This window comes from Paenibacillus sp. Y5S-9 (genome assembly GCF_036894235.1).
Lineage (GTDB): Bacteria > Bacillota > Bacilli > Paenibacillales > Paenibacillaceae > Paenibacillus.
The window spans coordinates 3,755,717-3,780,977 of sequence record NZ_CP145887.1 but is presented as its reverse complement, the minus strand read 5'-3'; the positions used below and the strand labels follow the sequence as shown (position 1 = coordinate 3,780,977).

The 25,261-nt window shown below is 43.6% G+C and carries 21 protein-coding genes and 1 pseudogene; 1 reads left to right on the top strand and 21 read right to left on the bottom strand.

Annotation, left to right across the window (positions count from 1 at the left end):
• Positions 1-155 precede the first annotated feature (155 nt).
• The 4 genes from V6669_RS16635 to V6669_RS16620 all read right to left on the bottom strand — a co-directional run bounded on the left by V6669_RS16635 (position 156) and on the right by V6669_RS16620 (position 7,472).
• A complete protein-coding gene (locus tag V6669_RS16635) occupies positions 156-2,204 on the bottom strand; it encodes a glycoside hydrolase family 16 protein (RefSeq protein ID WP_338587018.1) in 2,049 nt (682 codons plus the stop codon).
• Between the two features lie 153 nt (positions 2,205-2,357).
• Positions 2,358-3,899 carry a response regulator gene (locus V6669_RS16630; protein WP_338587017.1) on the bottom strand — a complete coding sequence of 514 codons (1,542 nt, stop codon included), beginning with the start codon at positions 3,897-3,899 and terminating at the stop codon, positions 2,358-2,360.
• A gap of 3 nt (positions 3,900-3,902) precedes the next feature.
• Positions 3,903-5,741, bottom strand: a complete 1,839-nt coding sequence (locus V6669_RS16625) for a histidine kinase (RefSeq protein WP_338587016.1) — start codon at positions 5,739-5,741, stop codon at positions 3,903-3,905.
• Positions 5,742-5,819: 78 nt separating this feature from the next.
• On the bottom strand, positions 5,820-7,472 hold the full coding sequence (locus V6669_RS16620) for an extracellular solute-binding protein (RefSeq protein ID WP_338587015.1): 1,653 nt from the start codon (positions 7,470-7,472) through the stop codon (positions 5,820-5,822).
• Positions 7,473-7,671: 199 nt separating this feature from the next.
• On the opposite strand from V6669_RS16620, the gene V6669_RS16615 reads away from it, so the two are divergent.
• Entirely contained in the window at positions 7,672-7,929 is a 258-nt protein-coding gene (locus V6669_RS16615; RefSeq protein ID WP_036613911.1) for a GlsB/YeaQ/YmgE family stress response membrane protein, read from the top strand.
• A 159-nt stretch (positions 7,930-8,088) separates the two neighbouring features.
• On the opposite strand, the pseudogene V6669_RS16610 reads toward V6669_RS16615, so the two are convergent.
• The 17 genes and pseudogenes from V6669_RS16610 to V6669_RS16530 all read right to left on the bottom strand — a co-directional run.
• Positions 8,089-8,253, bottom strand: a pseudogene (locus V6669_RS16610) (SDR family oxidoreductase); the annotation flags it as partial.
• Between the two features lie 188 nt (positions 8,254-8,441).
• Positions 8,442-8,861 (bottom strand): ester cyclase, encoded by a 420-nt coding sequence (locus V6669_RS16605; protein ID WP_338587014.1) that lies wholly within the window; start codon positions 8,859-8,861, stop codon positions 8,442-8,444.
• A gap of 659 nt (positions 8,862-9,520) precedes the next feature.
• Positions 9,521-10,354 carry a radical SAM protein gene (locus tag V6669_RS16600; protein WP_338587013.1) on the bottom strand — a complete coding sequence of 278 codons (834 nt, stop codon included), beginning with the start codon at positions 10,352-10,354 and terminating at the stop codon, positions 9,521-9,523.
• A 262-nt stretch (positions 10,355-10,616) separates the two neighbouring features.
• Positions 10,617-11,744 (bottom strand): Ger(x)C family spore germination protein, encoded by a 1,128-nt coding sequence (locus V6669_RS16595; RefSeq protein ID WP_338587012.1) that lies wholly within the window; start codon positions 11,742-11,744, stop codon positions 10,617-10,619.
• A complete protein-coding gene (locus V6669_RS16590; RefSeq protein WP_338587011.1) occupies positions 11,741-12,835 on the bottom strand; it encodes an endospore germination permease in 1,095 nt (364 codons plus the stop codon). Before V6669_RS16590 ends, V6669_RS16595 begins: the two co-directional genes overlap by 4 nt.
• Before the next feature lie 3 nt (positions 12,836-12,838).
• Positions 12,839-14,332: a spore germination protein gene (locus V6669_RS16585; protein WP_338587010.1), complete on the bottom strand. Its 1,494-nt coding sequence runs from the start codon at positions 14,330-14,332 to the stop codon at positions 12,839-12,841.
• Positions 14,333-14,793: 461 nt separating this feature from the next.
• Positions 14,794-16,080 (bottom strand): diguanylate cyclase, encoded by a 1,287-nt coding sequence (locus V6669_RS16580; protein ID WP_338587008.1) that lies wholly within the window; start codon positions 16,078-16,080, stop codon positions 14,794-14,796.
• Positions 16,081-16,406: 326 nt separating this feature from the next.
• Positions 16,407-17,060 carry a GntR family transcriptional regulator gene (locus V6669_RS16575; protein ID WP_047844352.1) on the bottom strand — a complete coding sequence of 218 codons (654 nt, stop codon included), beginning with the start codon at positions 17,058-17,060 and terminating at the stop codon, positions 16,407-16,409.
• Between the two features lie 156 nt (positions 17,061-17,216).
• The gene (locus V6669_RS16570) at positions 17,217-18,221 is read right to left on the bottom strand and encodes a tyrosine-protein phosphatase (RefSeq protein WP_338587006.1); all 1,005 of its coding nucleotides are present in this window, start codon (positions 18,219-18,221) and stop codon (positions 17,217-17,219) included.
• 47 nt (positions 18,222-18,268) lie between these two features.
• Positions 18,269-19,108 carry a phosphonate ABC transporter, permease protein PhnE gene (gene phnE / locus V6669_RS16565; RefSeq protein WP_338587005.1) on the bottom strand — a complete coding sequence of 280 codons (840 nt, stop codon included), beginning with the start codon at positions 19,106-19,108 and terminating at the stop codon, positions 18,269-18,271.
• Positions 19,105-19,896, bottom strand: a complete 792-nt coding sequence (gene phnE / locus V6669_RS16560; protein ID WP_338587004.1) for a phosphonate ABC transporter, permease protein PhnE — start codon at positions 19,894-19,896, stop codon at positions 19,105-19,107. Before phnE (V6669_RS16560) ends, phnE (V6669_RS16565) begins: the two co-directional genes overlap by 4 nt.
• 1 nt (position 19,897) lies before the next feature.
• Positions 19,898-20,665, bottom strand: a complete 768-nt coding sequence (gene phnC / locus V6669_RS16555; RefSeq protein WP_338587003.1) for a phosphonate ABC transporter ATP-binding protein — start codon at positions 20,663-20,665, stop codon at positions 19,898-19,900.
• Between the two features lie 30 nt (positions 20,666-20,695).
• Entirely contained in the window at positions 20,696-21,616 is a 921-nt protein-coding gene (locus V6669_RS16550; RefSeq protein WP_338587002.1) for a phosphate/phosphite/phosphonate ABC transporter substrate-binding protein, read from the bottom strand.
• 457 nt (positions 21,617-22,073) lie between these two features.
• Positions 22,074-22,442, bottom strand: coding sequence for a hypothetical protein (locus tag V6669_RS16545; RefSeq protein ID WP_338587001.1), 369 nt, complete (start codon positions 22,440-22,442; stop codon positions 22,074-22,076).
• Between the two features lies 1 nt (position 22,443).
• On the bottom strand, positions 22,444-22,791 hold the full coding sequence (locus V6669_RS16540; RefSeq protein WP_091029881.1) for a YolD-like family protein: 348 nt from the start codon (positions 22,789-22,791) through the stop codon (positions 22,444-22,446).
• The gene (locus V6669_RS16535; protein WP_338587000.1) at positions 22,788-24,026 is read right to left on the bottom strand and encodes a DNA polymerase IV; all 1,239 of its coding nucleotides are present in this window, start codon (positions 24,024-24,026) and stop codon (positions 22,788-22,790) included. The genes V6669_RS16540 and V6669_RS16535 overlap by 4 nt, the downstream gene beginning before the upstream one ends.
• Before the next feature lie 337 nt (positions 24,027-24,363).
• Positions 24,364-25,251, bottom strand: a complete 888-nt coding sequence (locus tag V6669_RS16530) for a chromosome condensation regulator (RefSeq protein WP_338586999.1) — start codon at positions 25,249-25,251, stop codon at positions 24,364-24,366.
• Positions 25,252-25,261: the final 10 nt, after the last annotated feature.

Here is a 25,261-nt window from a genome sequence, read left to right as displayed (position 1 = left end):
ACTACATTATCAAGTCTAAATTTAAACGACCGATTCCCAGGTAGAAATATTGGGAATCGGTCGTAAGCCAATTTTAGAGTATGAGATTTCAGGTTCTCCGGTTTGCCCAGCATCTGTTCCATCTGCTCTTCATTCGCTCTACGCGAAATCGCAAATTACTGTTCTTTATACACGCGTACATAATCCACTTGCATAGTCGCAGGGATATCGGAGGCGTTCGGAGTACGACCACCGTCAAAGTTTCCGCCGATTGCCAAGTTCATAATAAGGTAGAACGGCTCATCGAAAGGTGCATTCGGATTATTCGGTGCAGCTGCGGAATACCACTGCTCGTTAGTGACTTTATAGAAAAACTTGCCATCCACATACCATTTAATATTATCCTCTTCCCAGACTACCGAATATACATGATAATCATTGGCAAAAGTTTGCCCCGCCGGGAAGTGATAATCGCCGCCCGAATACTGGTTTCCGGGCCATTGTCCACCAAAGTGTATGGTACCGCTTACTGATCCAGGCAGACGGCCTCTCGCTTCCATAACATCAATTTCACCTGATGCAGCCCAAGTGCCGTATACCGAATCTTGTGGAAGCATCCACAGTGCTGGCCATACACCATCACCTGTAGGAAGCTTGGCACGGAAATCTACTCTGCCGTATTTTAAGGATAGTTTATCCTTGGTGTTAATCTTTCCCGAAGAATACTGTGCATACCGATTCGGGTCTTGTGGGAAAGATTTGCTGTCGTTCATGGCTTTGATATTCAGCTTTCCGTCCTGTACATATACATTTTGAGTGCTGTTTGTGTAGTGCTGCAGTTCTGCATTTCCCCATCCCCAAGTAGCGGGATCGTTGTTGAGATAATATCCTGTTTCATAGTTCCATTTGCTTGTATCCAGCGTAGTTCCGTTAAATTCATCTTGCCAAATGAGGTTCATGCCCGCGATTGCCGGGTCGGTTGGCGTCCCGATTGAGATATCCTCTTGATCGGATACATCCGGACGCGGGGCATTTGGATTGCCGATGAAGGTATAGTTGACGAAGTTGTTGCCAATATTTCCACCCGTCTGTCCATTCAGCGGATATCCAATACGGACCTGCATATTTTCTTGGATTGGCTGGAACCAAAGACCATAGACATAATCGGCCCAGTAACCCCACTGGTTGGCATCGGACATATTGTTATACCCATTACCGGAGTATACAAATTTGCTCTGGCTGGAGTTACTCAAATCAACCCACTGCCCATTGATGTTAATTTGGTATACAAAATTGCCCAGTTCCTTGGCGATTGGCGCTCCCCCATCAATTTTCGGAAGCGGAACCCCGATGGACCCATTTGCATCTGCTGTAAAGGTTGTTCCTTCATATGGCGTAATGACATATGAATTTCTTGTAGGTTCATTAAACGTAATGGTATAAACCAGATTAGCCGAAGAAGTCTTTGATTCCAATTTGACATTGATCGACTCCGTTACGTTAAACCAGTACCCACCGCCGCCATCCGTGAAGTGGCCAAAATTGTGATCGTAGATCCAGCCGCTGGCTGCGTTATTGTCAATATCAATCCAGGTGCTGCTATTTACAGGTTTGACATACACCTTCAAATCATCCGCAACAGCTTCATAAGTGACCGCAGGATTATTGTTGAACGTTGGATATGTAAAGCCCGCACCGCCTGTGAAACTTGCTGTGATTTGTGGACCTTGTGTCGCATTCATCGCTGTGATGGTTGTTTTGTTGATGTTTTGGAATACAAGTTGATACTCCAGCTTAACACCATTCGCTTTGGAGTACAGTTGAATCTCGGTTGTTGCGGAGAGGGTAAACCAATAGCCATTGAAGCCGCCATCGCTCCAGTGCCCCCAGTTTTGGTTATAGATATAACCGCCTGCCTGGTCGATATCAACCCAGTTGTTGCCCACTTTAACATTAACGCCTACATCACTGTAAACATCATTCCATGTCGCGGAGCCTCCATTGAACTTAGGCATAACAAATCCGTAGCTGGCCTTGCCAACCCCAGATTTTGAAATAACAGGCCCGTCTGCTGGTGAGAAATACTCCATTGAGGTTACAGTAGTTCCCGCTGCCTGAACCTTTGAAGTTGGCAGTATACCAATACTAGCCAGCATCACAACCACAAGGAACATACCGAGCACCTTTTTCATAAACCGTTTCGCCGTAAAGTGAGATGGTTTCATAATTGCCCTCCTTTAATAGAATAATAGCTTCTCCCAATCCATGCGCATTAAGGAAATCGCTTACATGTGGGAATATCTTTATTCTATCGAATAGGTTAATTTGCTGAAAAGGTACAATTGTTTTTGTGGTATCCCATTTTTTTGGCTTTTGATTCAATCTGCCTTCTGCCGCATCATCTGTCGGTACTCTGTGGGTTGGATCTGCATCACAAGTCGGAACGCGCGTGTAAAGCTTTTGTAGCTTTCATAGCCAACCATAGCAGCCACCTCAACAATTTTATGATCGGTTTCGGCGAGAAGCCGCCGCGCTTTATCCAGACGTACATCTCGTAGGTATTCAGCAAAACCTTTACCAATATTCTTCTTAAACAGATTGGAAAAATAAGCATAATTAAGCGATACATGATTGGATACCATCGCGAGGTCCAGCGGTTTGTGGTAACTCTCGTGTATAAAACGAATGGCTTCATTTAGATCCTGCGAATTGCTATAGCAGCACTTATAGTCATAATATAACTGATTCAGCCGAAGCAGCTGCTCTTGCAGTGCTTGTATATAATCACGCATCCCTTGATAATCAAAGAGATTACGCAAGGATTCAAGGTCCAGCACTTCTTCCCCCATATAAGGGCGGATAACTCGTTCGTATTCCTCCATCATCTGAACGGTGGCGGCGCAGAGCTGTTGGGTATAGCGAATAGGATAGCGTTGAAGCACCTTTTTATGAAATATTGCAGAAATACCCTGAGTAATTGTTCCACTGTTATCTGTTCCAATCGACTGGAACAGTTCATATAAGTCTTCATAGGGAAGTTGCCACTGTTGTTCCATATGCTCAATATGTGCTGGGAAGATACTGTACTGATCAGGAAACAGGTAACTGTGGCGATAAAGCTCAAGCACTTGGGTATAGCTGTCGGGTAGTTCTTTTAACCCCTGAATTGGGTTAGTCATGGCCGTTATGGCATCGATCTTTGCTTCCTTGAGCGCTGCAGTCCAAACACTTGGATCTATGGACGCATCCACCGCAAGGATCAGGTATGGGCGATGTTGCAGGCAAATACAACCTTGTTTGCCAAACACACGATAAGCAATGGCTTCCAAACTATGGGCGCTACTGGCCCCGGGCTGGTTCAAGCAAACTTCTTCCCGCAGCAGGGCTAGGCGATAATTACGCCATAACGCATCATTTTGTTCCTCAATCTGAAGAATCCATGCGTCATCACTTAACGCACCCTGCATAAACATTCTTAATTCTTTACGATCGGTCTCTCGGGCGAGACGGGATACACGCTGCATACTATGCGTAAGTGCCTGCCGTGTCTGGATCTCTTGCCATACATGCTCCAGGGAATGTTGCAGATCCTCTCGCTTCAAAGGTTTGAGCAAGTAGCCCTTTGCCCCAAGCCCGATCGCTTTTTGGGCATATGTAAAATCACGATAACCGCTGATAATGAGGTATTCCACATCCATGTATTCCTCTTTGGTTTGAGCCATGAGTGCCAACCCATCCATATCGGGCATCATAATATCGGTAATAACGATGTGAATGCAATGCTGCCGCAATAGGCCCAGCGCCTCAATCCCGCTCGCGGCACAGTATATGTTGTTCAGCTCCAGAGGAAATTGATGCAGCATGGCCCGCAGGCCGTCACGAATGTGTTTTTGATCGTCCACAATCAGGATATTAATCATGCTCTACCACCCTCCAAGATTTACATCTTCCCAAGGCAAGCGTATCGTTACGCAGGTATATGCACCTTGCACACTATCAATCCAAAGACCGCAATTCTTGCCATAATGAAGCTGCAATCGCTTATTCACGTTTTCCAAACCAAGTCCGCTCCTGCTAGTAACCATCGGTGTATCCGATTCGCTCCGCAGTACTGCCTGAAGACGGTGTAACATCTCAGGCTCTAACCCCTTTCCGTCATCTCTTATGTTAATGAAAAGCAGATTGTCATTCTCCACAGAAAAGGTAATCTCTAAAGTTACCCTGCCGCCTGAAGGTGCCCCGTGATGAACTACATTTTCAACGATGGGCTGCATACACATCTTGGGAATGGTGTAACGAAGGATCTCCTGAGGAAGATCGGCGGTCATAACGATACTGCCACCTTCCATAAAGTTGATAAATTCAATATAACTTTGGATATTGGCAAGCTCCTCACGAAGAGCAACGGTATCGCTACGCCACTGCATGCTGTAACGTAACTGGGAGCCCAACGACACCAATGAATTGGCTATAGCAGGCTGCCTCTGTACCTCTGCCACCATACGGATCGATTCCAGGGCGTTATATAAAAAATGAGAATTAATCTGCGAATGTAGCGAGTGCAGTTGTGCGTTTTTGGCAATTAACTGCTTATCCACGACCTGTGTCATTAGGCGTTTGACCTCATGTAACATTTTATTGTAATTCACAGCCACCTCATCGATTTCATCCCCTCTTTCGTTCTCATCAAGGCCTGTATCAATCATTGCATCCAGCTCGCCTTTCCGTACCTGACGCATGGATACCAGTACGCTGTCCAACCGCCGGAAAATGCGCCGCGTCGTTTGGGATACGAGTAACATCAGCAGCAACAATACACATAATGTAATCGTTACCACAAATGCATACCAACTACGCGGCCCCTTCATCAATGCCTGATGGGAAGCAATATCAACCACATAAGTGTTCAACGGAGCGATGTATCGATACAATGCATAGAAGCTCTGATCTCCCACCTTAACCTGAAGCGGTTTTTCCTGCGGCAATATATCCAGCTGGCCATGAATACTGCCAAGGATCTCCTCCATCCCCTGCCCGTACTTCTCAGAAAACTCATGCTGGGGATTGTAAACATACTGGGGAGGATCGCTTTCGTTCATCAACACCGAAAAGAAGTCCCCCTTGCTCTCCTGGAGCAGGTCGCTGAAAAACATGCTGTGCGGGACTCGCACTTCCATAATACTAGGGCGTTTTTGTTCCTGCCCTTGAAGGCGAACCAGACGATAGTAGGATAAAGTGTGTTCACCATCCCTAAAAGAAAATAAACGGTAAGCCGCACCACCTTCGTCCCGAAGCTTTACCCAATAATCCTGCGGCCAAAATTTCTTATAATGATAGATTTCAGGCCAGATTTCATACAAGTTTGGGTTATCGATGTAAAAGCTAAGCTCACTGATCATCGCATTGCTTTGAATGATATTAAGCATTTGCTCAAACTGATTTTGCTTGAACTTCACCAGACGTAGTCCATCCACAAGCATATTGGAATGAATAAAATCCACAAATGATTTCTGAGTGAGGGCTGTATTGGAAGCGTTCTCAATCATGTCCATTCTTCTGCGCAATTGTTCATTCAGCCATGTAACGTGGCTGTTGCCCGTTGCCATAGCATCCTTATATAGCTGGGTTTCTTGCATGCGGATATATACAAAGGATATCAAAATAACAGGTATGGCAATCATCAAGCTAAATGCCAGAAACAGCTTTTGGGATATACGGGCATTGCGATAAAGCTTCCTCAATCTCGTTAGCAGGTATTTCATTCTGATGTATTCACCACCTTTGTTATACCATATACCATATATCACCAGTTAGCTGATAGTTAACAATGTAGGGAATGGTTACCTGGCTATCTTGGCTTTCCGCAGTTCCAGTTCAGCCTGGCGATATTCCATCACCTGGTTAAAGCCGTAGTTCACACGACGTATCAGAAAATTTTCGAAAATTTTGTCAAAGGCTGCTTCATCCTTCGCTGTAATCAGTTCTGGCAGCACTTCTTCCCAATTCTGAGAAATACGTGACCAGGCTAACGCTATATCGGAATCCCCTACAGGATCTAGTCCCTTATAGATGCCGCTGTCCAGATCGGCCTGTTGGTTGGCGAACTCCTCCATTTGCTTAATGGATGTAGCATTCTCAGGTCTCCACTTGTTAACAAAAGCAGGGTTTCGCAGCATCCAGTAGGTATCCATAATGCCATATTCCTTTTCCAGCCGCTCCCTATCCGTGTCATGCAACTGGACCATTGCCTCCGTCAACTGCGGTTTGCCGTTTTTCATCGCCCAGGTTTCACCTTCTTTGCCCAAAAATAAATCCCTTTGGCCTTCTTCACTGGCCAGATAGGTCAAAAATCGGATGGCTCGTTCAGGGTTTTCCGTAGATCTGCTAATCATCGTAACCATCCAGCCATCCATGCTGCCGGGAAACAGTTTGGCGGATTCTCCCCTGCTGCTCCGTGGTCCATCTACAGCAGTATAGTATGAACTCTGATTCGTAAGGACTTCCAATTTCGAATTGAGATCCGATATGTCTGTCCATTCCCGAATCATCATAAAATATTGGGCATGGTTGGTTTTTTCCTGCACCTGTGCACTGGAGTCGACCAGAAAATCAACATTAATCAGGCCCTGCTCGTAAGCGGTACGAAATGTTTTCAGCCACTCCATATAATCCGGATCTGTCATTCGGTCGTATACTTTACCGTTCCGTTCATGGGGGATCGCAAGCAGATTTTGCAAATATTCGGTCATCCCATAGGATGCATTCCCCTGTGCCCAAAACGGACTGATCAGCTGGCCTTTATAAACAGAATATTGATTCTTCAACAATTGCAATGCATTTAGAAAACCTTTCGGTGTGGTAAGGTCCGGTTTGCCCATCGACTCATACAGATCTTTACGTACAAGAAAGGTTTGGTTCGCTCCCGTCAAGCCGGTTGAACGCATCTGTTCGGGACTGTACGCATCATTGGGAATGACATAGGTATGGCCGTCTTCCTGTTGATACCATTGTAGAGCACCATCACCTGCTACCTTGTAAAAGTAAGGATCATACTGGTTGGCTAGCTGATCCAGGGCATAGATGAGATTACTCTCCCGAAGTTTGTTAACCGCACTCTCCCAGGAGCCGATGGTTATCAAATCCGGCAGACTACCAGTCGTCAACATCCGTGATAAGATCTCGCTTGGTTCACCAGTTGATACTTCAAATTCGATATTAACTCCTGTTTTTTGGGTGACATATTTGGAAGTCAGGCTCTCACCCCAAATGTGCCTGTACCATTCGGCTCCAACGAACCACGTTAGATTCACGGGGGTCGTATCCAGCTTCCATCCCGGTTCTTCCAGATTCAGATTAAGGTTCTGTATCTGCTCCGTGAAGTCATCCTTTGTCGAAGCACCCTTATCTTCCGATTGATCTGGTTCAGAACAAGCAGCCAAGCCTGACATCAGGCATAACATCAACAAGTTTAAAATAAAAAGACTTCGAAACATGAACACCTAAGCGCCTCCTTCCTATACTGACGATCTCCAATCCCCATCTGCATCAGCATTCATACGAGTGGTGGTACAACTGATTTTACTACCCTTGGATTAAAATGGAAATGGTTTAATGGTCGATTCGCAGATGATCCGCAACATTCCCCCTAACGAAACATAACTTGTAATAAATCAATGGAAGGGAGACCAATTCGTGTATTTAATCTGGATACTTATTGTCGGTGGGTTAATTGGCTGGTTAAGTGGAAATCTGATTGGACGGGACGTGCCGGGAGGCGTACTTGGCAATATCATTGCTGGCTTTGTTGGATCATGGTTAGGGTATGAACTGTTGGGACCGAGGGGGCCGGTGGTGGGTGGATTTCATATCATACCCGCGATCGTCGGGTCGATCATTGCTCTCTTGATCTTCTATGCTCTGGCGCGCGCTGGAGCGTTTCGAAGACGTTAAAAGGCGGAGACGACAAGTTTTACCCAATTGATTGGGTATTGACGTAAAGCTTCTTTCGCCACCTTTGCATAATCTTCTTCACAAAGCATAGTATCCACCCGGTAGTTGAATAAAGCCGCCGATCCTGTTGATCGGCGGCCTCCTTTGGTTTTATGGAAATTAGAAACCACCTCTAGAATGAATGATTTGTCCGGTGATCCATTGGGAATCGTCGCTTGCCAGAAAAGCAATCAGACGGGATACATCTTCAGGAAGACCGATCCTGCCCATCGGAAATCCCGGTAGCAAAGCTTTTTTCACTTCTTCTGACATCCAACCCGTATTACGAGTCAGACTCAATTACTGTCAAGATAAATACATGGGATTACAGTTCCTGTGAAAATGGTTGGGTGGTCAAGCATCCAGCTAACCTGCAGACTGTTCACTTTTTTGAATGTGACTTTATGTTCGATTTTAATCTATTTATCCAACTCTTAATTTTTTGGAACGATGCCCAGATCGAGGAGATGTAATTATGCTTTTGGAATTGCCCCTATTTGTTGAAGCAAGCCGAGCATATCCGGTTGACCATACTCTTCAATAATTTGGCCATTAGAGATCCGATAAAAATTCATTGCATTTACTTCGATTTTTTTGCTCGTTGGTGGAAACCCGAGAAACTCTCCGTCTTGTGTGCCCTTCATGACAAAATGAGCTGCTATTAGATCCTCTTCTGCTACCAGCTCCTTAACAGTCCATTGTATATCGGAAAAACCAGATCTCATCATATGAATTATGGAGAGATAACCACTTGGACCATTCATTGGTTCTTTTTGCATAGGTACATAAAAAACAGCATCTGGAGAAATCAATTCTTCAGCAAGTTCCTTGCTTGCCGTATTAATGAAGTTCGTGAAACGATGCATCAATTGTTTGTTTTCTGTAATCGTCATATTTAAACCCCTTTCTATTTTCGTGAGCATATGCCTTCACTTAAATTTTATCTCTACTTTAGATAATTGGTAAGTAGGCACCTTAATGTTGCATAGGAACCTTTTTGTAACTATTATTTTTATCTTTAGGTTGCAGAGAAGTTATCATTCGTCTCAACAATGTCATTGGATATAACGATCTTACCGTTTGCAGTGTTACTTTCCATTAAAAGATGTGCCTTTCCAATCTCCTCGAGTGTAAAGACTATTCCTGACATGCAACATATCCCTCGTTCTGAGATGAATCGCAAGGACTCCTTTACAGTCGTTGCACTAACCAACTCTAGAACCTTGTTTACCCCATTTGGAGCAATAGCATACACCTGTTCTCTCAAATGCTCATTATCGAGCAGTGCATAGTCTGCTCCAGCTTACTAGAGATCTGCATATTCAGCATAACTTCCGTCAAATGCACGGCCTAACCCTCCCATTAATGAAGCGACGGTTGTTCCCTAGCATAGACCATGTATTTTCAATCTCAAGTTAAGTCAATGAAGGACTCATGCGTCCTCCATTGACTCGTAAGAGAAAGTTGATCTTCGAACACAAGTTTCTGCAATATTTCTATTGCATAAAGAAAAAACGGACAAGATCCTCATTAAATGAATGGCTAGTTAGAATCAAAATGGATATGCGCTGTTTTTAGATACATGAATTATTTCAGATGGGAACCTTGCCTTAAAATATTTTTCCACTTTCAGATGAATGCTTTTCTCGTACCATTTGTCCCAGCCGTTCGCCTCAAAGAATTGTGGCATCCCTAACCGCTCAGATCTCATCCCCATTTGACCATCACCAATCAATAGCGTATCAATCCAAATTCGATCAGTTATGCCCTGTATCATGTTAGCGAAATTAGGTGAAAAAGGTAGCACAGGGGAGATAGATACTTGTGTATGTATCCCTGCATCCTTTATCTTTTTCAAGGTTTTAACTCTTAAATTTATTCCAGGAGCATAGGGCGAAAAAATTCGTTTCACGTCTTCGCGATCTGTCTCGATTGTCATTGAAACCATAATTCTACATTTTTCCTTTAATTTCAGTAGTATATCAAGGTCTCTGGCAACCAGCGGGCTTCTAGTTTGAATTTGAAGTGAATCTGGTGGGTTTTTATCCATTGCTTCCAATAGGTTTCTTGTAATGTTTGCCCTCTGCTCTACAGGTTGATAAGGATCTGTGGCTGATGACATGAATATACTTATGGGTTTGTTTTTACGTCGTAGAAGAGAGACTTCCTTTAGATAGTTTTCTGCTGCATTTTTCTTGACATCCACCCACGATCCCCAAGGAATATCCTTAAACTTTTGAATAGGGATTTCTCTGACGTAACAGTATTCGCAAGCAAATGCACAACCCGTATAGGGATTTAGTGAATGAGTAAAACCAATATCTAGATAACCTTTTACTTCACTTAATATTTTCTTAGACACAATGTCTTTAATTTCAATTGGCATGACGCTACCATCCCCTCAATTACTTTCGTCTAATCTCCAACTTAATCGGTTAATTGAACGATTACACTATGCATATCTTCTACAAAATTTCATCTTAAAATTTCTCATGCTACTTGAAAAGTAGGCACCTTTTTATTAGATAGGAACCAGAATGTAACTATTGGGTGTTAACAACAAAACAACCGTTTCAAGAACGGTTGTTTTGTGTCATGAAAGATTAAACTAGTGTTCTAGTCCCAAATTTTAATGTCCGGATACTCGATTATTCTACTGCTCCAGTGGAGCCGATTCGAAGATCAACTTCCACATCAAAATGTGCTCGGGATAGTTCTTTCCCCCAGTCGGCCTGTGCTTCCTTGTATAAGGGATACTGATATGCCCTGGCATAAAAACCATACCCGAAAGGATCGATATTATAATTTTGGCACTTTTTAATAAGCGCCTCCATGTTTTTTTTCATTTCCTTGCTTAATTTATTTGCCATTTCCTCGGAATTTTCCAGAAGTTCAAATTCAAGAAACTTTTCAGTTATGCTTACGATCGACTTCACTTTAATGTTGAATTGAAATCTGCCTTTTTCATGAGAGGATTTCGTTTTTACCGAAATGTCACCTAAAGAAAAACTCACTTTGTCGATGTTAAATGGCATGGTTTGTTGTAAATCATCAACAGAAAAAGTGAGACTGACCCCTGGTTTAGCTTCATTTTTCAGGATGTGAAGAAGTGACGTCTCCTGATAGGTCAGCGAAGTTCTGTACTCCCCTTTTCGGGATAAAAGAGTTGTTCCTTTTAGCATGATTTTATTATTTTCGATCTTGATTTCCGAGATGGAAGGCGTCATCGCTTGATCATACAATTGTCTATGTAGCTCCTGCGCGGTTGTTTTTACAGTAGCTGAACTTCTGCTTCCTGAATCGACAATCGCTTTTATAAATAAAGGTAACGGTGGTTGATCTTTGGCTTGAAAATTAAAAATATCCTCCATAGGACCGTCAAAAGCAATGATGCGGTCGGTAATCGTATTGCGAGGATCGCGAAACATGACATCAAGTACTTTAAACCAATCCTTATATTGAAGCAATTGTTTCCCTACAATGATGACTTGAAAATTACGTCCCGCAAGCGAACCGGGAAATTGGGCATCCTGCTGATTTCTCGACTGTCTTAAACCTTCTGCTGTTCCTCCCCCTTCACGGCTTTTCTTTTGAATGTCTTTACTGAATACAGGGGCAGATATATAATAATGGAGCTTTTTATCTTTGACATCCAACCCAAGAGCCAAAGGAACCGTTGCATCTTCCAAATTGGTTTTGTCACTGGCGCAACCTGCGAGCGCAACCAATAAAATGCAGGAAACAACCGAAATAATGAATTTTCCGACCCATCTCATGTGCGTTGCCCCCCACCCATCTTTTTGCGGATCGCTACATATAGAAGAATACCCGCAGGCAGAGCAAACTCCATCATAAAACCAATATAATTGAGTGCGTAGTTTATTTGAGTAGATTTGATAAAGCTGGGCCGATAGAGGAGAAAGCTAATTTCAATGACAATACACCACACGGCAAGGTGGTATCTTTCCTGACCTTTTCCTACCAGCGACGCGGAGCATCTCGAGACAATATACATGGAGGGAATCCATATGCAAGAAAACACGAACAGATAAAATGCGATGAATACCACTTCCACCCGCTCAATAAACTGAAATTCAACGGACTTCATAATGCTAATCACGGGGTCGTTATACTCCCCGATCTCATCAGGACTAAAGTACACGTAACAAATGAGGGTGATTCCCAAGTAAACGATGCAAGTAAGCGTGTTGGAGATGATCATGGCAGGTAATGCTTTTTCTTTGTTGACTAGTTGGGGATAGAGAAACAAAACCAGGCCGATGCCAAGCATCGGATAGATCATAAATTTTACGGATGAAAGAATCGGAAGCCATCCCTCTTTTAAGATGGGCAGTAAATAGAGCCAATGGGCATTACTCAGTGTAGATATATAAATGAACGGAATCCATATGGAGAGCATGGTGACTATTTCGCTGTACCGCCCGATCGCCTGAAAACCATGTTGCGCAATCTGGAATGTGGGGATGAGCAGCAGCAGAACTAGAATATAGATATACGTGCTTGGCAATAACCATAATTTAATAACGAGTGAAGCGATCATGTAACCGTCATATGCCAGAAGCAAATAATAGATCATAAATATAAAAGCAGCTACTTTTGCTGCCCACACGCCAGTATAACGCTGAATCAATTCGAGTATTGAACTGTCTGGACTATGTTTCATCAGCTTGACAATTACTACAGAGGATATCGTGGCCAGCCCCCAGCCTAAGAAAATGACCATCCAGCCATCTGTTCCCGCATGCCTCGCCAGCTCTCTGGGAATAGACAAAAAAGCAACACTGATTTGGAAAGAAGAAATAATAAGAATGAATTGAAGCATCGTTACCGGGCGTAATGACTTCATGTTCTATTTATTCTCCTTCCATCCTCTGCTTTTTCCCTGCCTTATCGACTGGCGGGATTTCGTGCTTACAGGGCGGTTGTTCATCATCCACAAAGGCACCCGCAGTAAGGTATCCTTCCAATCCATGGCCCGAAATGGTGCTATAGGTGTGCTATAGGAATTACCGAGCGAGTTTAATGTTATTAGCCGGATGATGAAGCTCATCATGCCAATGACAAGTCCTACAAATCCGAACCAGCTAGCTAGTATCATCATCATGAACCGCATAATTCGTACAGCTGCCATCATGTCTTGATTGGGAATAATAAAAGATGAAATAGCTGTAAAAGCCACCACGATAACCATTACATTGCTGATTAATCCTGCCTGCACAACTGCCTGTCCAATGACAATACCACCAACGATTCCTACGGTTTGTCCTACTGGAGCTGGAAGACGAACTCCCGCTTCCCTTAACATCTCAAGTGTAATTTCCATAATGATCGCTTCAACAAATGGTGGGAATGGAACTTGCCCCCGTGACTCACCAAGCGTTAATAACAGCTTCAATGGTATAATCTCAAAATGAAACGAAATGACGGCTATAAAAAATCCAGGCAAAAAAATAGCGATGAAAAAGGCAAAAATGCGCAATATTCTGAGAAATGACGATATGGACCATCGGGAACTGTAATCATCAACCGTCTGAAAAAAAGACATGAATGTAGCGGGCGCAACCAGAACACTTGGCGAACCATCGACTACAACGACACAACGGCCTTGCAGTATTTGAGAAGCAGCCGTATCCGGTCTTTCTGTCGTAATCATTTGGGGAAGCAACGCAAGTGGTTGGTCCTCAATAAATTCAGCCAATTCTCCGGTGTTAATGATGGCATCCACATCAATGGATTGAATCCGTTCTTCCAGCGCTTTAATGATGTCCGGTTGGGTCACATCTTCCAAATAAAGCAAAGATACTGGCGTTTGTCCCCGCTGCCCAACAATATACCGCTTCACCTTTAACTCTTTGTCCGCAATATAACGACGGATCATGGCAATATTTTGAGAACCTGTCTCTATAAATCCTTGATGAGCCCCTTTTAGTGAGGGCTCCTGCTGAGGATCCTCAATAGCGCGTTGCGGGAATCCTTTTGTATCCAATGCGTATGCAGTACTTCTTCCTTCAATGAATAACACGCTGTAGCCGAGTATAATGGAAAGTCTCAGCTCTTCCCACGTGGAGTGAGGTTTGACATAACCCACTGTTGTAATGAAATCTCCGGAGGGATTTCCGGTTTCTAGTTGAAGCGGAGCAAGGACATTCTGATTAAGTGATGCTTTATCTGTCAATTCTTCCATATAGATTATGGCGGCTGGTTCTCCGGTCTGTTTTATACACAACTTTCGGATGATTAAGTCGGGGGTATTCGTAAAGATTTCTTCAATTCTACCAATGGATTCGTTCAAACTTTTGGTGATATTCTCCTCTTTTGTATTCGTGGCAGATTGTTCATTCACTACTCTTACCTCCCTTCTTCCAGCAACATTTCCTTATTATGACGATTATTCTCCTTGATATACATCGCGGGTTGTTCATTCGAAAGGTATTTACGTGCAATCATTCCGTTTCCGAAAAACAGTTACATCATCATAGGAGTAAAGATATCGTCGTACTCCCTTCTATTCTGCACTTCTGCATTAATCATTAAGTACACATAAAAGAAAGCAGCCCGCGCGGGCTGCTCCTTAAAACTCTCTAAGAGTTCTGTATTTAGAAGTGCTTTTTCTTGCTGTTATGTTAACCTACCCGTCAGCTTAAAAAAATAGTTGAAGAAGATTCTTAGTAAATTGACTTTGTACTAATGGAGATATTTGTATTGTCATGTTGAATCCATATTATTAACCGCTGTTGTTAGATCATCGTCTTTTCGTAGTAGAGAGTTTAAATACAACAAACAGCGCCATCACTTTCGATTGAATCAGCGCATTGACAAGTCACGGAATGAGTAGATGCGATATGTATTTTTGCCTTCCGCTTTGGCAAGATAAAGTGCTGCATCTGCTTTCTGAAGCAGTTCTTTTACTGAATCGTCTTCTTCGTAAAAGGCAATGCCGATGCTTGAAGTTGTATAGAGCTCCTTCCCACCGAGTATCCAAGGGAGCTGCAATGTTTCTAAGATGTTTTCCGCCAAAAGGCTGAGTTCTGAGGAGGATTTGACATGAGGAAGTACAAAGACGAATTCGTCACCACCCATTCTGGCCAGGACATCATGTTCTTGAAGACAAGCTCCTGCTCGCTTTACAAATTGCCGTAGCAATTCATCCCCCGCATCATGACCTAATGTATCATTGATCTGTTTAAAATTGTCTAAATCCGCAAACATGACGGCTAGCTGGCCAGTGCTTGTCGTTGCTGCACTCAAAGCATCGCTTAGCATTTTATTGAGATATCTCCGGTTAGGAGCACCAGTAAGTGCATCATGATAACTTAATTGTTCCAGTTGAACTTGGTACGTTTTCCGCTCTGTAATTTCTCTTCCCACGAGCATCATGTTTTTAAAATCACCGTCCTCATCGAACATCGGTGTTCCTTTCATCTCCAGCCATACAGGATAGCCCTGTTCATGCTGTCGCTTTATTTCGTAGGTAAAGGGCTTTCTCAAAAGTAACATACTCATAAATACTGTACGAAATTTATCGTCCACATCTCCATTTGGTTGGTAGAATACCCATTTACCTATATATTCTTTTGGATCGAAGCCAAGCACCATTTTATGAGAAGGAGAGGCATACTCCACAATGCCATCCAGGTTGATCAACTGGATCAGATCGAGGGAGTTATCGGCTAAGAGTCGATAGCGCTCTTCGCTTTCTTTCAAAGCCTTAAGCAGATGCCTGTACTCAGTAATGTTTTTAGCTACTCCAAAGATCCCGTTTACCTTACCTTCAAAAAACAAAGGAACTTGCTTAATTTGCAAATAAACAATTTCTCCATTTTTATGATGGGCTTCGGCAACATATTGACAGGATGCACCCTTTAAGACTTCCGAAAAATATTGGCTGATCAAATCAAGCTGATGTTGACAAAAGAGATCTTTGTAGGATGAACCCATGATTTCTTTCTTTTGAAATCCTAAACACTCTGTAACCCCTTCATTTACTTCTACGATCGTTCCTTCGTTCGAAACGATAAAAGTGGCATCTGGATTGTGATTTATAATTGATCTAAATGCCTCAATGGACTGCTCGCTCAAAAACTCTTTCATACTTCCCGATCAATCCTCCGCTAAAATGGCTAAATTTGTAGAATAACTATACAATATTTTAGCAAATTTTGTTTTCATTTAATATTACTAAAATTATCCAATTACACATTTTCTGCTGCTGATCACTTCAATTACTCCAATAAAAAAAGCCGATCCATTAGGAAAGACTTTGGCTGTTATATGTACAAAATAATGGGTAATCGTGTGACGCTTTTAAAAAGATTGGCGTCTATACCGTCTGCCCCTACAAAATAAGCTGCCCGTTAAGGCAGCCGCTTTTTGGTTCATCATAATTGACGTTAGCACTCAACCCACTAACTTCAAAATTAAAATTGCCCTGTAACAAGCATGCGTTCTCTGGTTATAGGAATGAGGGATAACACAACCTCTTGAGCTGCCTTATAATCATTACTGGATAAAGCGTGCAGCGTATCCCGATTAATTCCAATCGCACTGTAGTGTTTGATATGCGGAGTTCGCTTGAAGCGGACGATGGAATACATGTAAAGTTTATCCCGAAAGGAGTCAAATGTGTTCAGCATTACACCATTGTTCAAGGATTCAACGATCTCCCGCATGAAAAGAAAATGATGTTCGGTGTATAAGGCATAGTCATTCCTTTTCTCGGCGGTCCGCTGGACCTCAACATGAGCTGCAAGTGATTCAAGATTTAAGTAGATCTCTCGGTTCGGGTTTTTCATCATTTCGAAAGAGTAAAAAAGCATGGATTGAATCTGTTCAATCAGATCAAGAAATTCCTTACCCCCTACATCCTTGACCAATACACCACGATTTTTGAGAGAAGTCACATAACCTTCTGATTCAAGGCGAGCAATGGCATGACGGATTGGTGTACGGCTCATCTGATACTCCTCCGCCAATTCGTTCTCTGAAAGCAGGGTTTCGGGCATTAATTCACCGCAAACCATTCGCTCACGAAGCATCATGTATGCTGTATCGACAAGCGATATTTTGTTCATATCATAATCCCTTTCTCTCATTGATGAGGACTTCATTTGAATTTTAATGAGATCTACACATTTCATCCTATATTACCAGTCTTAGGAGAAGTTACGCAACCAGACCAAGACAAGAAGGAGTCCAACACTGTATCCCAGTTTCTGGACTCCATTTTTTTAAACCAGATATTTGTTTTGAAGAGCTGTCCTTTGCTCGGCACTAATGCCCAGTCCCTCTTTAAGATACTGATCAAAAGAACCGTAGTTCTCTTCGATTGCTTCAAGTGCCGCTTGGATAAAGGCCGCTTTCATCATTTCCGGAATCGCTCCCTTAAATTCAGGCATTTGATCCATGTATTTTTGATAATCCTTGTTGCTTCCGGAGAGGAAGCGCTGCATGAGTCCCTCCACTGCGAGATTCGTCAGTTCATAATCTTCAATAACTACATTTTGCGGCACACCCAAGGTGAGAAGAATCACTGCACATACGACTCCGGTCCGGTCTTTGCCGGCTGCACAATGGAACAAGGAGGTATCCCGCTCTTCTTTTAATAGTTCATTTAGGATAAGTGCACATTTGTCCGTATTTAAGATCATGGCTTTGTAGCCTGCATGCAGATCATGTCCGATCTTCTGCATTTCTTCAGGACTTGCTTCCGCCATAAAGGGAATATTCGTGTTGATCGCATGGCCAATGGCTGGGCTTGGACGGCTAGCTACTTCAAAATCACTGCGCAGATCACATATCCAGTCAATACCGAGTGCAGTGGCCGTATGCAGGTCCTGCTCACTAAGCTCATGCAGATCAGCAGACCGCAGCAGCATTCCCCATCGAGTCGTACGACCATCTTCTGTGAGATAACCGCCCATATCACGGAAATTAATTACTCCATCGGTGTAAATCATGCGATCGTTAATGGTTGATATCGATCCATTCGTGAACTTCACATGATAATAGTTTCGGCCTGGAGACACCGTTCTCGTAAATACTGCTCCTGCCGGGTCGATTTGTACATCAAGCAGTGTGCTGTTGGATTCAATCAATTCCGGTAGAACAGAGTGGTAAACTGCCTCCGCCTCTATGTTCTCTTCCATATTCCAGGCTAACGTAATCCCGTTATTATCGTTATACCTAGCCTGTACCAGAGGGCCTTGTTTCAAAAGTGAATTAGATGTTGACATTGATATTCCTCCTCAAAGTGATATTCATCGTTATGAATATGAATGAATTAGTTTTGACGTGTTTTTAGCTTCATTTTGTATCGGTTTGCCACGAACTCCACGCTGAATACCATGACGAAAACGACCAATCCGACAAACAAAGCAGCCGCAAAGTTATAGGATTTCATGGCATGAGTCATCTCATATCCAATACCTCCCGCGCCAACCGCACCGAGAATAGTGGATTCGGCAATACCGCCTTCCAGCTGGAGCACGCACCAGGCAATAAAGGCTGTCTTCACGGTAGGCAAAATACCTTGCATGACAATCTGCAGCCAGCTGGCACCCGTAGACTGCATCGCTTCGAGTACCCCCTTGTCGATTTCCTCCAGTGACTGGGCAAATACTTTGACAAGCATGCCTGCGGCAGAGACAGCAATCGCAAGCACTCCGGGAAGCGGTCCAAGACCAACAGACACGATAAAGATAAGGGCCCACACGATTGTGGGAATCGCACGAAGCAAGGAAGCGGCGCTTCGAATGATCCAAGCGACGAACCGATGAGGCGTCAAATTGCTTGCAGCCAAAAAGGAGAGAAAGAACGCTACGACGATACCCAGCACCGATCCAAGAATGGCAACTTGCAATGATTCTACAGCAGCGAGCAGGACATGGCGCCAGGCCGAGAAATCAGGTGGAAACATGGTTCCCATGTAACCGCCGAGTTTCGTAAAGCCTTGGGCCATCTTAGAATAGTCGAACTGCAGCTGAACGAGACTGAACACAAAAAGTACAGCAATAAGCGGCAGTCCGATCACGAACAGCTTGTTTCTTTTTGGCTTGGGTGGCTCTGGTATGGAAGTATACAGCGTAAAAGATGGCTTCGCTTCGTTCATTCGCATACTCATATGATTCGCTCCCTTACGCGATTGGTGATCATTTCCACAACAAGAACGATAACGAGCACAAGCAACACGGCCATGCTGGCTTCCTGATACTGAAATAACTTCAATTTGGATTGTAAAATAAATCCGAGACCACCGCCTCCAACCATCCCTACAATTGTAGAAGCGCGTACGTTGATTTCGAAGTTGTACAAGCTCCAACCGATAAACCCGGGTAAGAATTGTGGAAACACGGCTTGGGACAACACTTGTAAATAACTCCCGCCAGCAGCTCGAACCGCTTCTACCTGTCCCATGTCAATTTCTTCAAGCACCTCGGCAAAGGAACGAGTTAACATACCAATTGAGATCAGGATCAGCGACATCGTACCGACTACAGCCCCCAGTCCAAACGCTGCAACAAGCAGAATCGTCCAGATAATTACCGGAATGTTACGAAACAACGATGTAGCCGCACGAACAAATACCTGAAGGTAAGGGTGAGGGCTTGTCGTGGCCGCGGCTAAAAAGGATAACATCCCTGCTACAACCGACCCGATGACCATCGCCACCACACTCATATAAAGGGTCTGCATGGCAGGTTCAATGAGTTGGGAAAGTGAAGATAAATCAGGTGGAAGAAAATCAAAAAAGATAAATCGGAAGCTCTCTCCTACCCCTGCCAACAAAGCTCCAAATGAAAACTCTGCGCCGATGGAAGACCAGATAATGAGAGCCAACAGCACGATAAAAAACAATATCGTCTGTGTACGTTTCATTTTTCGGGCAGATTGTAACTGAGCCGCATTCATGTCAGGCTGTCTCCTTCACTTTGGGATTGGTCTGGTTGTAAATGAGACGGATTATATCTTCCGTCAGTTCATCCGGTGTCCCGTCAAACACCTTGGACCCTTTATGGATACCGATGATACGGGTTGCGTATTTCTTCGCGATATCTACCTGATGCAGATTGCACAGGCAGGCAATGCCTTCCTCTTTGCAGATCGTATATAAATAATGCATAATCGTCTCAGAGGAAGCAGGGTCGAGACTGGCTATGGGTTCATCTGCTAATATCAGGTCCGGCTTTTGAGAAAGTGCACGTGCAATACCCACTCTCTGCTGCTGACCTCCACTGAGTTCATCTGCCCTCTTATACATCTGCTCATGTAAACCAACACGATGAAGCATAAGCTTGGCGGCTTCTGTATCTGCTTTTGAGTAAAGACCCAGTGCCCCTTTCAGCGGATTCATGTAGCCTAATCGTCCATGCAGCACGTTATTAAGAACGGACACGCGGGTGACCAGGTTATACCCCTGAAAGATCATGCCCATATGGCGGCGAAGTTCACGGAGCTTTTTACCCTTGATGCCCATAGTTTCATTGCCTTTAAACTGAATCTTTCCGTTTGTCGGCTCAATCATTCGGTTCAGGCTGCGCAGCAATGTGCTTTTCCCGGCTCCGCTCGGTCCAATGACAACAACGAATTCTCCAGCATTAATTGTTAGGTTCAAGTTATCAAGTGCTTTTGTTCCGTCAGGATATACCTTGGACAACCCTTCCACCTGTAAAAGTGTCATTTTAATTCCTCCTCCTCGCAAGTTTGAATCCTACTTCTTCAGCAGTTCCTCAGGGGACATATCCAGTGCTTTGGCGACTTCCCGGATTGGATCAAAGTCACTGTCACTGCCTTCTACAAAACGGGCTGCGCCGACACTTTCCAGGAATTTAGGATTTTTCGTATCGTAATCTAGCATAAGATCACGTAGCTGTGTAACCAATTCCTCTGGCAAATCTTGACGATAAAGCAGTGGAGCTCCACCGACGATCGGATCGGATTCGGCAATCACGCGGAAATCTTCCTCTTTAATAAGTCCTGATTCTGCCATCATCGGCACCATGAGACTTGACGTCCCAATCCCATCTGCATTACCGTTTGCCAGTGCAAGCAGTGATTTGTCATGTCCACCGGAGAACGCTACACTGCCGAAAAAGGAATCCAGTTCCTTATTGGAAAGACCAAGTTCTTTCATTAATGTGGCACGTGGGTACAGATTGCCTGATGTTGATGCCGGATCGGCAAACAAAAAGTCTTTTCCTTTAAGGTCTTCTACACTTTGATATGGGGAGTCGTTACGGACAAGGATTACCGTATTTGATTGTTGATCACTTTCGGAACGGACAAGCAGTTGGGCATTGGCTCTTTCCGTAGCGATGATGTAACCAAACGGCCCGATCAGTCCAACTTCAATTTTGCCTGCACGCAGGGCTTCGATAACCATGTTATAATCTTCTGCTACAAAAATTTCCGCAGGAATGCCGGTTGCTTCAGTAATGTCTGTTGCAAGCTGTTCCTGAGAACGGTTCATCTCGCCCTCTTCACTTGGCATAATACCGATTCGGATTACTTCTGGCATTCCGCCTTCACTGGAGCTTGAACTTGCCGATGCCCCGCATCCAGACAGGATGACAAGCATAAATACAAGCGAGAGGATCAAGCTTTGAGGACCTTTACGTTTACTATTTTTCACAATGTATACCCTCCTGAAATTTGGTTGCTTCCATACCGGATTATCTGGTACACAAGTAGGATACAAGTTGAATGTAAGAAGAGTGATTTGGTGAATCACCGAATTTGTAAAACATTTATCGGTCTATGTTTTGTCAATTTCGGCAATCGGTACAAGTTTTTCTCCTTGGCTCGGGACACGAAACTTGTATAGATAAACAAAAAAGCCGCTAATATAGCGACTTCAAAGGGAATATGTTCTTGCTCTTCGCCGACAGATTTTTATTTATTTTATTCTTTATTTTCATCTACAGACTTTTCAGAAACTCAACATATATTTTCTATGACATAGAGACAAAAAATACCGACCCTTCAACTTCAAAGGTCGGTTTACCCATTTGGGAGAAGAAAACAATGGTTTTAAATGCATTATATCCACCGGATGTGGTTATATACCTTATTCTGCTTGAACTCCATGTTCATGTGGGCAATTCAGTAATATCAACGTTCATATGTTCGGTTAGCATTAAGGTTACATCCACTTTCACTTTGCTCCATAATAATGTCATTTTATGAATGTAACCTCTCACCGAATAATCTACCGTTAAACTCAGTTCGGATCTCACTTCATCTATGATTTTAATATGATGTTCCTTTAGCATTTGTTTCGATTTGTACATTTCTAAAGCAATTTTCTTTTGGGTACCGTCCAAGTAGTCAACATACACAGATTTCATCTTAAAGTTTGAAGCGTATATTTTATGCTTATCTACCTCCAGAGCACCTAAAAGATAAGGGAGCTCTACCACCCTCTTCACGAGTGAAAGTTCCTCAAAAGTCTGTCGCACTTTACACGCCTCCTTCTTCAAGTTTTACAGCGACCAATTGATCAAAATCGACCCATTCAAATCCATTCTCCATTTCAATTTTGATTTTCTTTCCAAAGGTACTGACTGAAGTAACGATCCCGTGTATATACCGATTGCCTGACTCAGTAAATATTTCAAAGGTGGCTTGCAATGTATAATTGAGCGACATATCTATATTCTGAGTAATAATCTCCCACTCATCTTCATGGATCAGTGGTTTCGCTTGATAATGAATTTGAGTACGATGCTGTATAATTCGTTCTTTATGTTGTGGAAGCATCATGCGGCTCGATTCCCATAATCCATTGGCCTCCAGTTTTTTGCTCATTTATAATGCCCCCCAATTTTAGATGCTCGATCGATCGCTTGACCCGCAGCCGTAATGGAGCTCGCTCGTAGAATGGAAATGTCGCCAAATCGATCCTTAATGTCGTCCATCACCTGATCAATGGCCCGTTTCTGCTCTTGATCATCAAAAAAAGATAGTTGATATGTATCCGCGTTGGATAATTGAGACAGGGATACGCCTACACGGCGCACAGGTTGCCCATCCCAGTGTTGATGAAATATGCGTTTGGCTATCTTGCATACATCAACGGTTATGTTTGTAGGATCAGACAGTTTAACCTGTCTGTGAAAACCAGTGGGGTGGTCAAAATCCGCTCCAGACACACTTACGGATATGACGCTACCCATCAGTCCCTTTTTACGGGCTCTTCTGCACACTTCTGTACAGATATCGAGGATAACTACTTCGATCTCCCAAGCCTCTATGAAATCTCTAGGCAGGGTCATTCCGTTTCCGATATCCTTTTGTGTACTGTGTGTGTTGACGGTTACCGGTGAATTGTCGAGTCCATTTGCAACTCGCCAGATGACTTCTCCATTAACACCCCACTTACTTCTTAATTTGGAAAGAGGCGTATTCGCCAGGTCTCTAATGGTTCGGATGCCCATCTTCCACAGATGTTTTTCCATTCTTGAGCCAATCCCCCACATATCACGGATGGGCTTATCTCCAATATGGAGGTGTAACTCCTCTTTCTTTAGATGGAAAATGCCCCCCTCTGCTTTTTTAGCGATCATATCGCAGCACAATTTACTGATGATTTTGTTTTCACCAATGCCAGCTCTCGCGTAAACGCCTGTTTCATTATAGATTTTGTCTTGAATTTGCTTGGCCAAATCGACTGGATCATTACCGAATAGATGCATGGACCCTGTAAAATCAGCGAATAATTCGTCTATACTGTACGGTTCGACCAGATCGGTGAACTCCTCAATAATGGACATGATTTGAGTGGATACTTCGATGTATTCTTGCATGTGTGGTCTCACAATGATCAGTTCAGGGCACTTCTGAAGAGACTGCCAAAGTGGTTCGGCGGTAGATACACCCTTCGCTTTGGCTAGTGGACAAGCAGCAAGAATAATTCCAGAACGTCTTGCTGGGTCTCCAGCGACAGCTAATGGTCTATTTTTGTATTGAGGCATTTTTGCCTTTTCAACTGAAGCATAAAAGCTCTGCATATCAATGAGCATAATGGTTCGTTGCTTAGTCAACACTGAAATCACTCCTGTACATTTAAGAACGTATGTTTGTATATTATAAACCGAACATACGTTCTTTATGCAAGAGGTAAATATTTATATTAGGCATACGACGAAGTGATGGATTCAAATCATACTAAGACACACCAGCTTCTCCATCATTTGAACTCCCACCTGTAACCACAGTTTTCATTCTCCTGACTTAAAAATACTTGCATATGTAATTAAGGATGCTATTCAAAAGCCAATGCACAAAAAGCCGCTAAATTAGCGACTTCAATTGGACCATGTTCTTGTCCCGAGACAAATAATAAAAGCAGTCGGCATCAGCTGCTGCTTTCTTAGTATTTTATTGTTGGATGCTACTCCATCCACTTACATCACATTGTCCATAATCATTATCACCCACAGCAACCATCGTACCATCCGATTTCAGTCCAATCGTATGGACACACCCCGCCGAGATAGCTCTAATTTCGTGCAAGCCACTTACATCACATTGGTGATGTTTATTCGAACCTACAGCAACCATCGTCCCGTCAGACTTAAGACCAACGGTATGATAACTCCCCGCTGCAACTGCTACAATATCGCGCCAACCGCTTACGTCGCATTCACCTTCATTATTTCTACCCACAGCCACTACCGTGCCATCCCATCTAAGCCCAACAGTATGAAGATACCCCGCCGAAACAGCTAATATGTCGCCCCAGTCGTTTACGCTACATTGGTTATACTTATTGTTACCAACGGCTGTTACCATTCCGTCTATTTTTAGGCCGACTGTATGCCAGTCACCCGTCGTGACCGATACAATATCATGCCAGCTGCTCACGTTGCATTCCCCTTCATTATTTCGCCCCACCGCAACCACGGTGCCATCTGATTTAACCCCAACCGTATGGCACCAACCTGCCGAAACGGTTACAATATCGCGCCATTCGCTTACATTACATTGGTCATGCTTATTCCAACCTACAGCTGTTACAGTCCCATCAGATTTAAGACCAACGGTATGGGCATTACCGGTATTCGTAGCCATATGAACATTACCCGCTGCAACTGCGACGATATCGCCCCAATCGCTTACCTTACATTGACCATATTTATTATCACCCACAGCTATTACTGTTCCGTCAGATTTAAGAGCAACGGTATGACGACGACCGGCCGCTATGGTACAGTTACGGAACCGTTTCGTCTCAAACACTGCTTCCTTCCGTGAATTGTAGCCCATAACTTCCTCC

Excerpts from the sequence above, each read along its gene's own strand:
- V6669_RS16530 (WP_338586999.1), bottom strand. The coding sequence starts at position 25,251 with ATGGGCTACAATTCACGGAAGGAAGCAGTGTTTGAGACGAAACGGTTC.
- V6669_RS16590 (WP_338587011.1), bottom strand. The coding sequence starts at position 12,835 with ATGAAGTCATTACGCCCGGTAACGATGCTTCAATTCATTCTTATTATT.
- V6669_RS16575 (WP_047844352.1), bottom strand. The coding sequence starts at position 17,060 with ATGAACAAAATATCGCTTGTCGATACAGCATACATGATGCTTCGTGAG.
- V6669_RS16570 (WP_338587006.1), bottom strand. The coding sequence starts at position 18,221 with ATGTCAACATCTAATTCACTTTTGAAACAAGGCCCTCTGGTACAGGCT.
- phnE (WP_338587004.1), bottom strand. The coding sequence starts at position 19,896 with ATGAATGCGGCTCAGTTACAATCTGCCCGAAAAATGAAACGTACACAG.
- V6669_RS16580 (WP_338587008.1), bottom strand. The coding sequence starts at position 16,080 with ATGAAAGAGTTTTTGAGCGAGCAGTCCATTGAGGCATTTAGATCAATT.
- V6669_RS16605 (WP_338587014.1), bottom strand. The coding sequence starts at position 8,861 with ATGACGATTACAGAAAACAAACAATTGATGCATCGTTTCACGAACTTC.
- V6669_RS16620 (WP_338587015.1), bottom strand. The coding sequence starts at position 7,472 with ATGTTTCGAAGTCTTTTTATTTTAAACTTGTTGATGTTATGCCTGATG.
- V6669_RS16635 (WP_338587018.1), bottom strand. The coding sequence starts at position 2,204 with ATGAAACCATCTCACTTTACGGCGAAACGGTTTATGAAAAAGGTGCTC.
- V6669_RS16600 (WP_338587013.1), bottom strand. The coding sequence starts at position 10,354 with ATGCCAATTGAAATTAAAGACATTGTGTCTAAGAAAATATTAAGTGAA.
- V6669_RS16540 (WP_091029881.1), bottom strand. The coding sequence starts at position 22,791 with ATGAGCAAAAAACTGGAGGCCAATGGATTATGGGAATCGAGCCGCATG.
- phnE (WP_338587005.1), bottom strand. The coding sequence starts at position 19,108 with ATGAGTATGCGAATGAACGAAGCGAAGCCATCTTTTACGCTGTATACT.
- V6669_RS16595 (WP_338587012.1), bottom strand. The coding sequence starts at position 11,744 with ATGAGATGGGTCGGAAAATTCATTATTTCGGTTGTTTCCTGCATTTTA.
- V6669_RS16625 (WP_338587016.1), bottom strand. The coding sequence starts at position 5,741 with ATGAAATACCTGCTAACGAGATTGAGGAAGCTTTATCGCAATGCCCGT.
- V6669_RS16630 (WP_338587017.1), bottom strand. The coding sequence starts at position 3,899 with ATGATTAATATCCTGATTGTGGACGATCAAAAACACATTCGTGACGGC.
- phnC (WP_338587003.1), bottom strand. The coding sequence starts at position 20,665 with ATGACACTTTTACAGGTGGAAGGGTTGTCCAAGGTATATCCTGACGGA.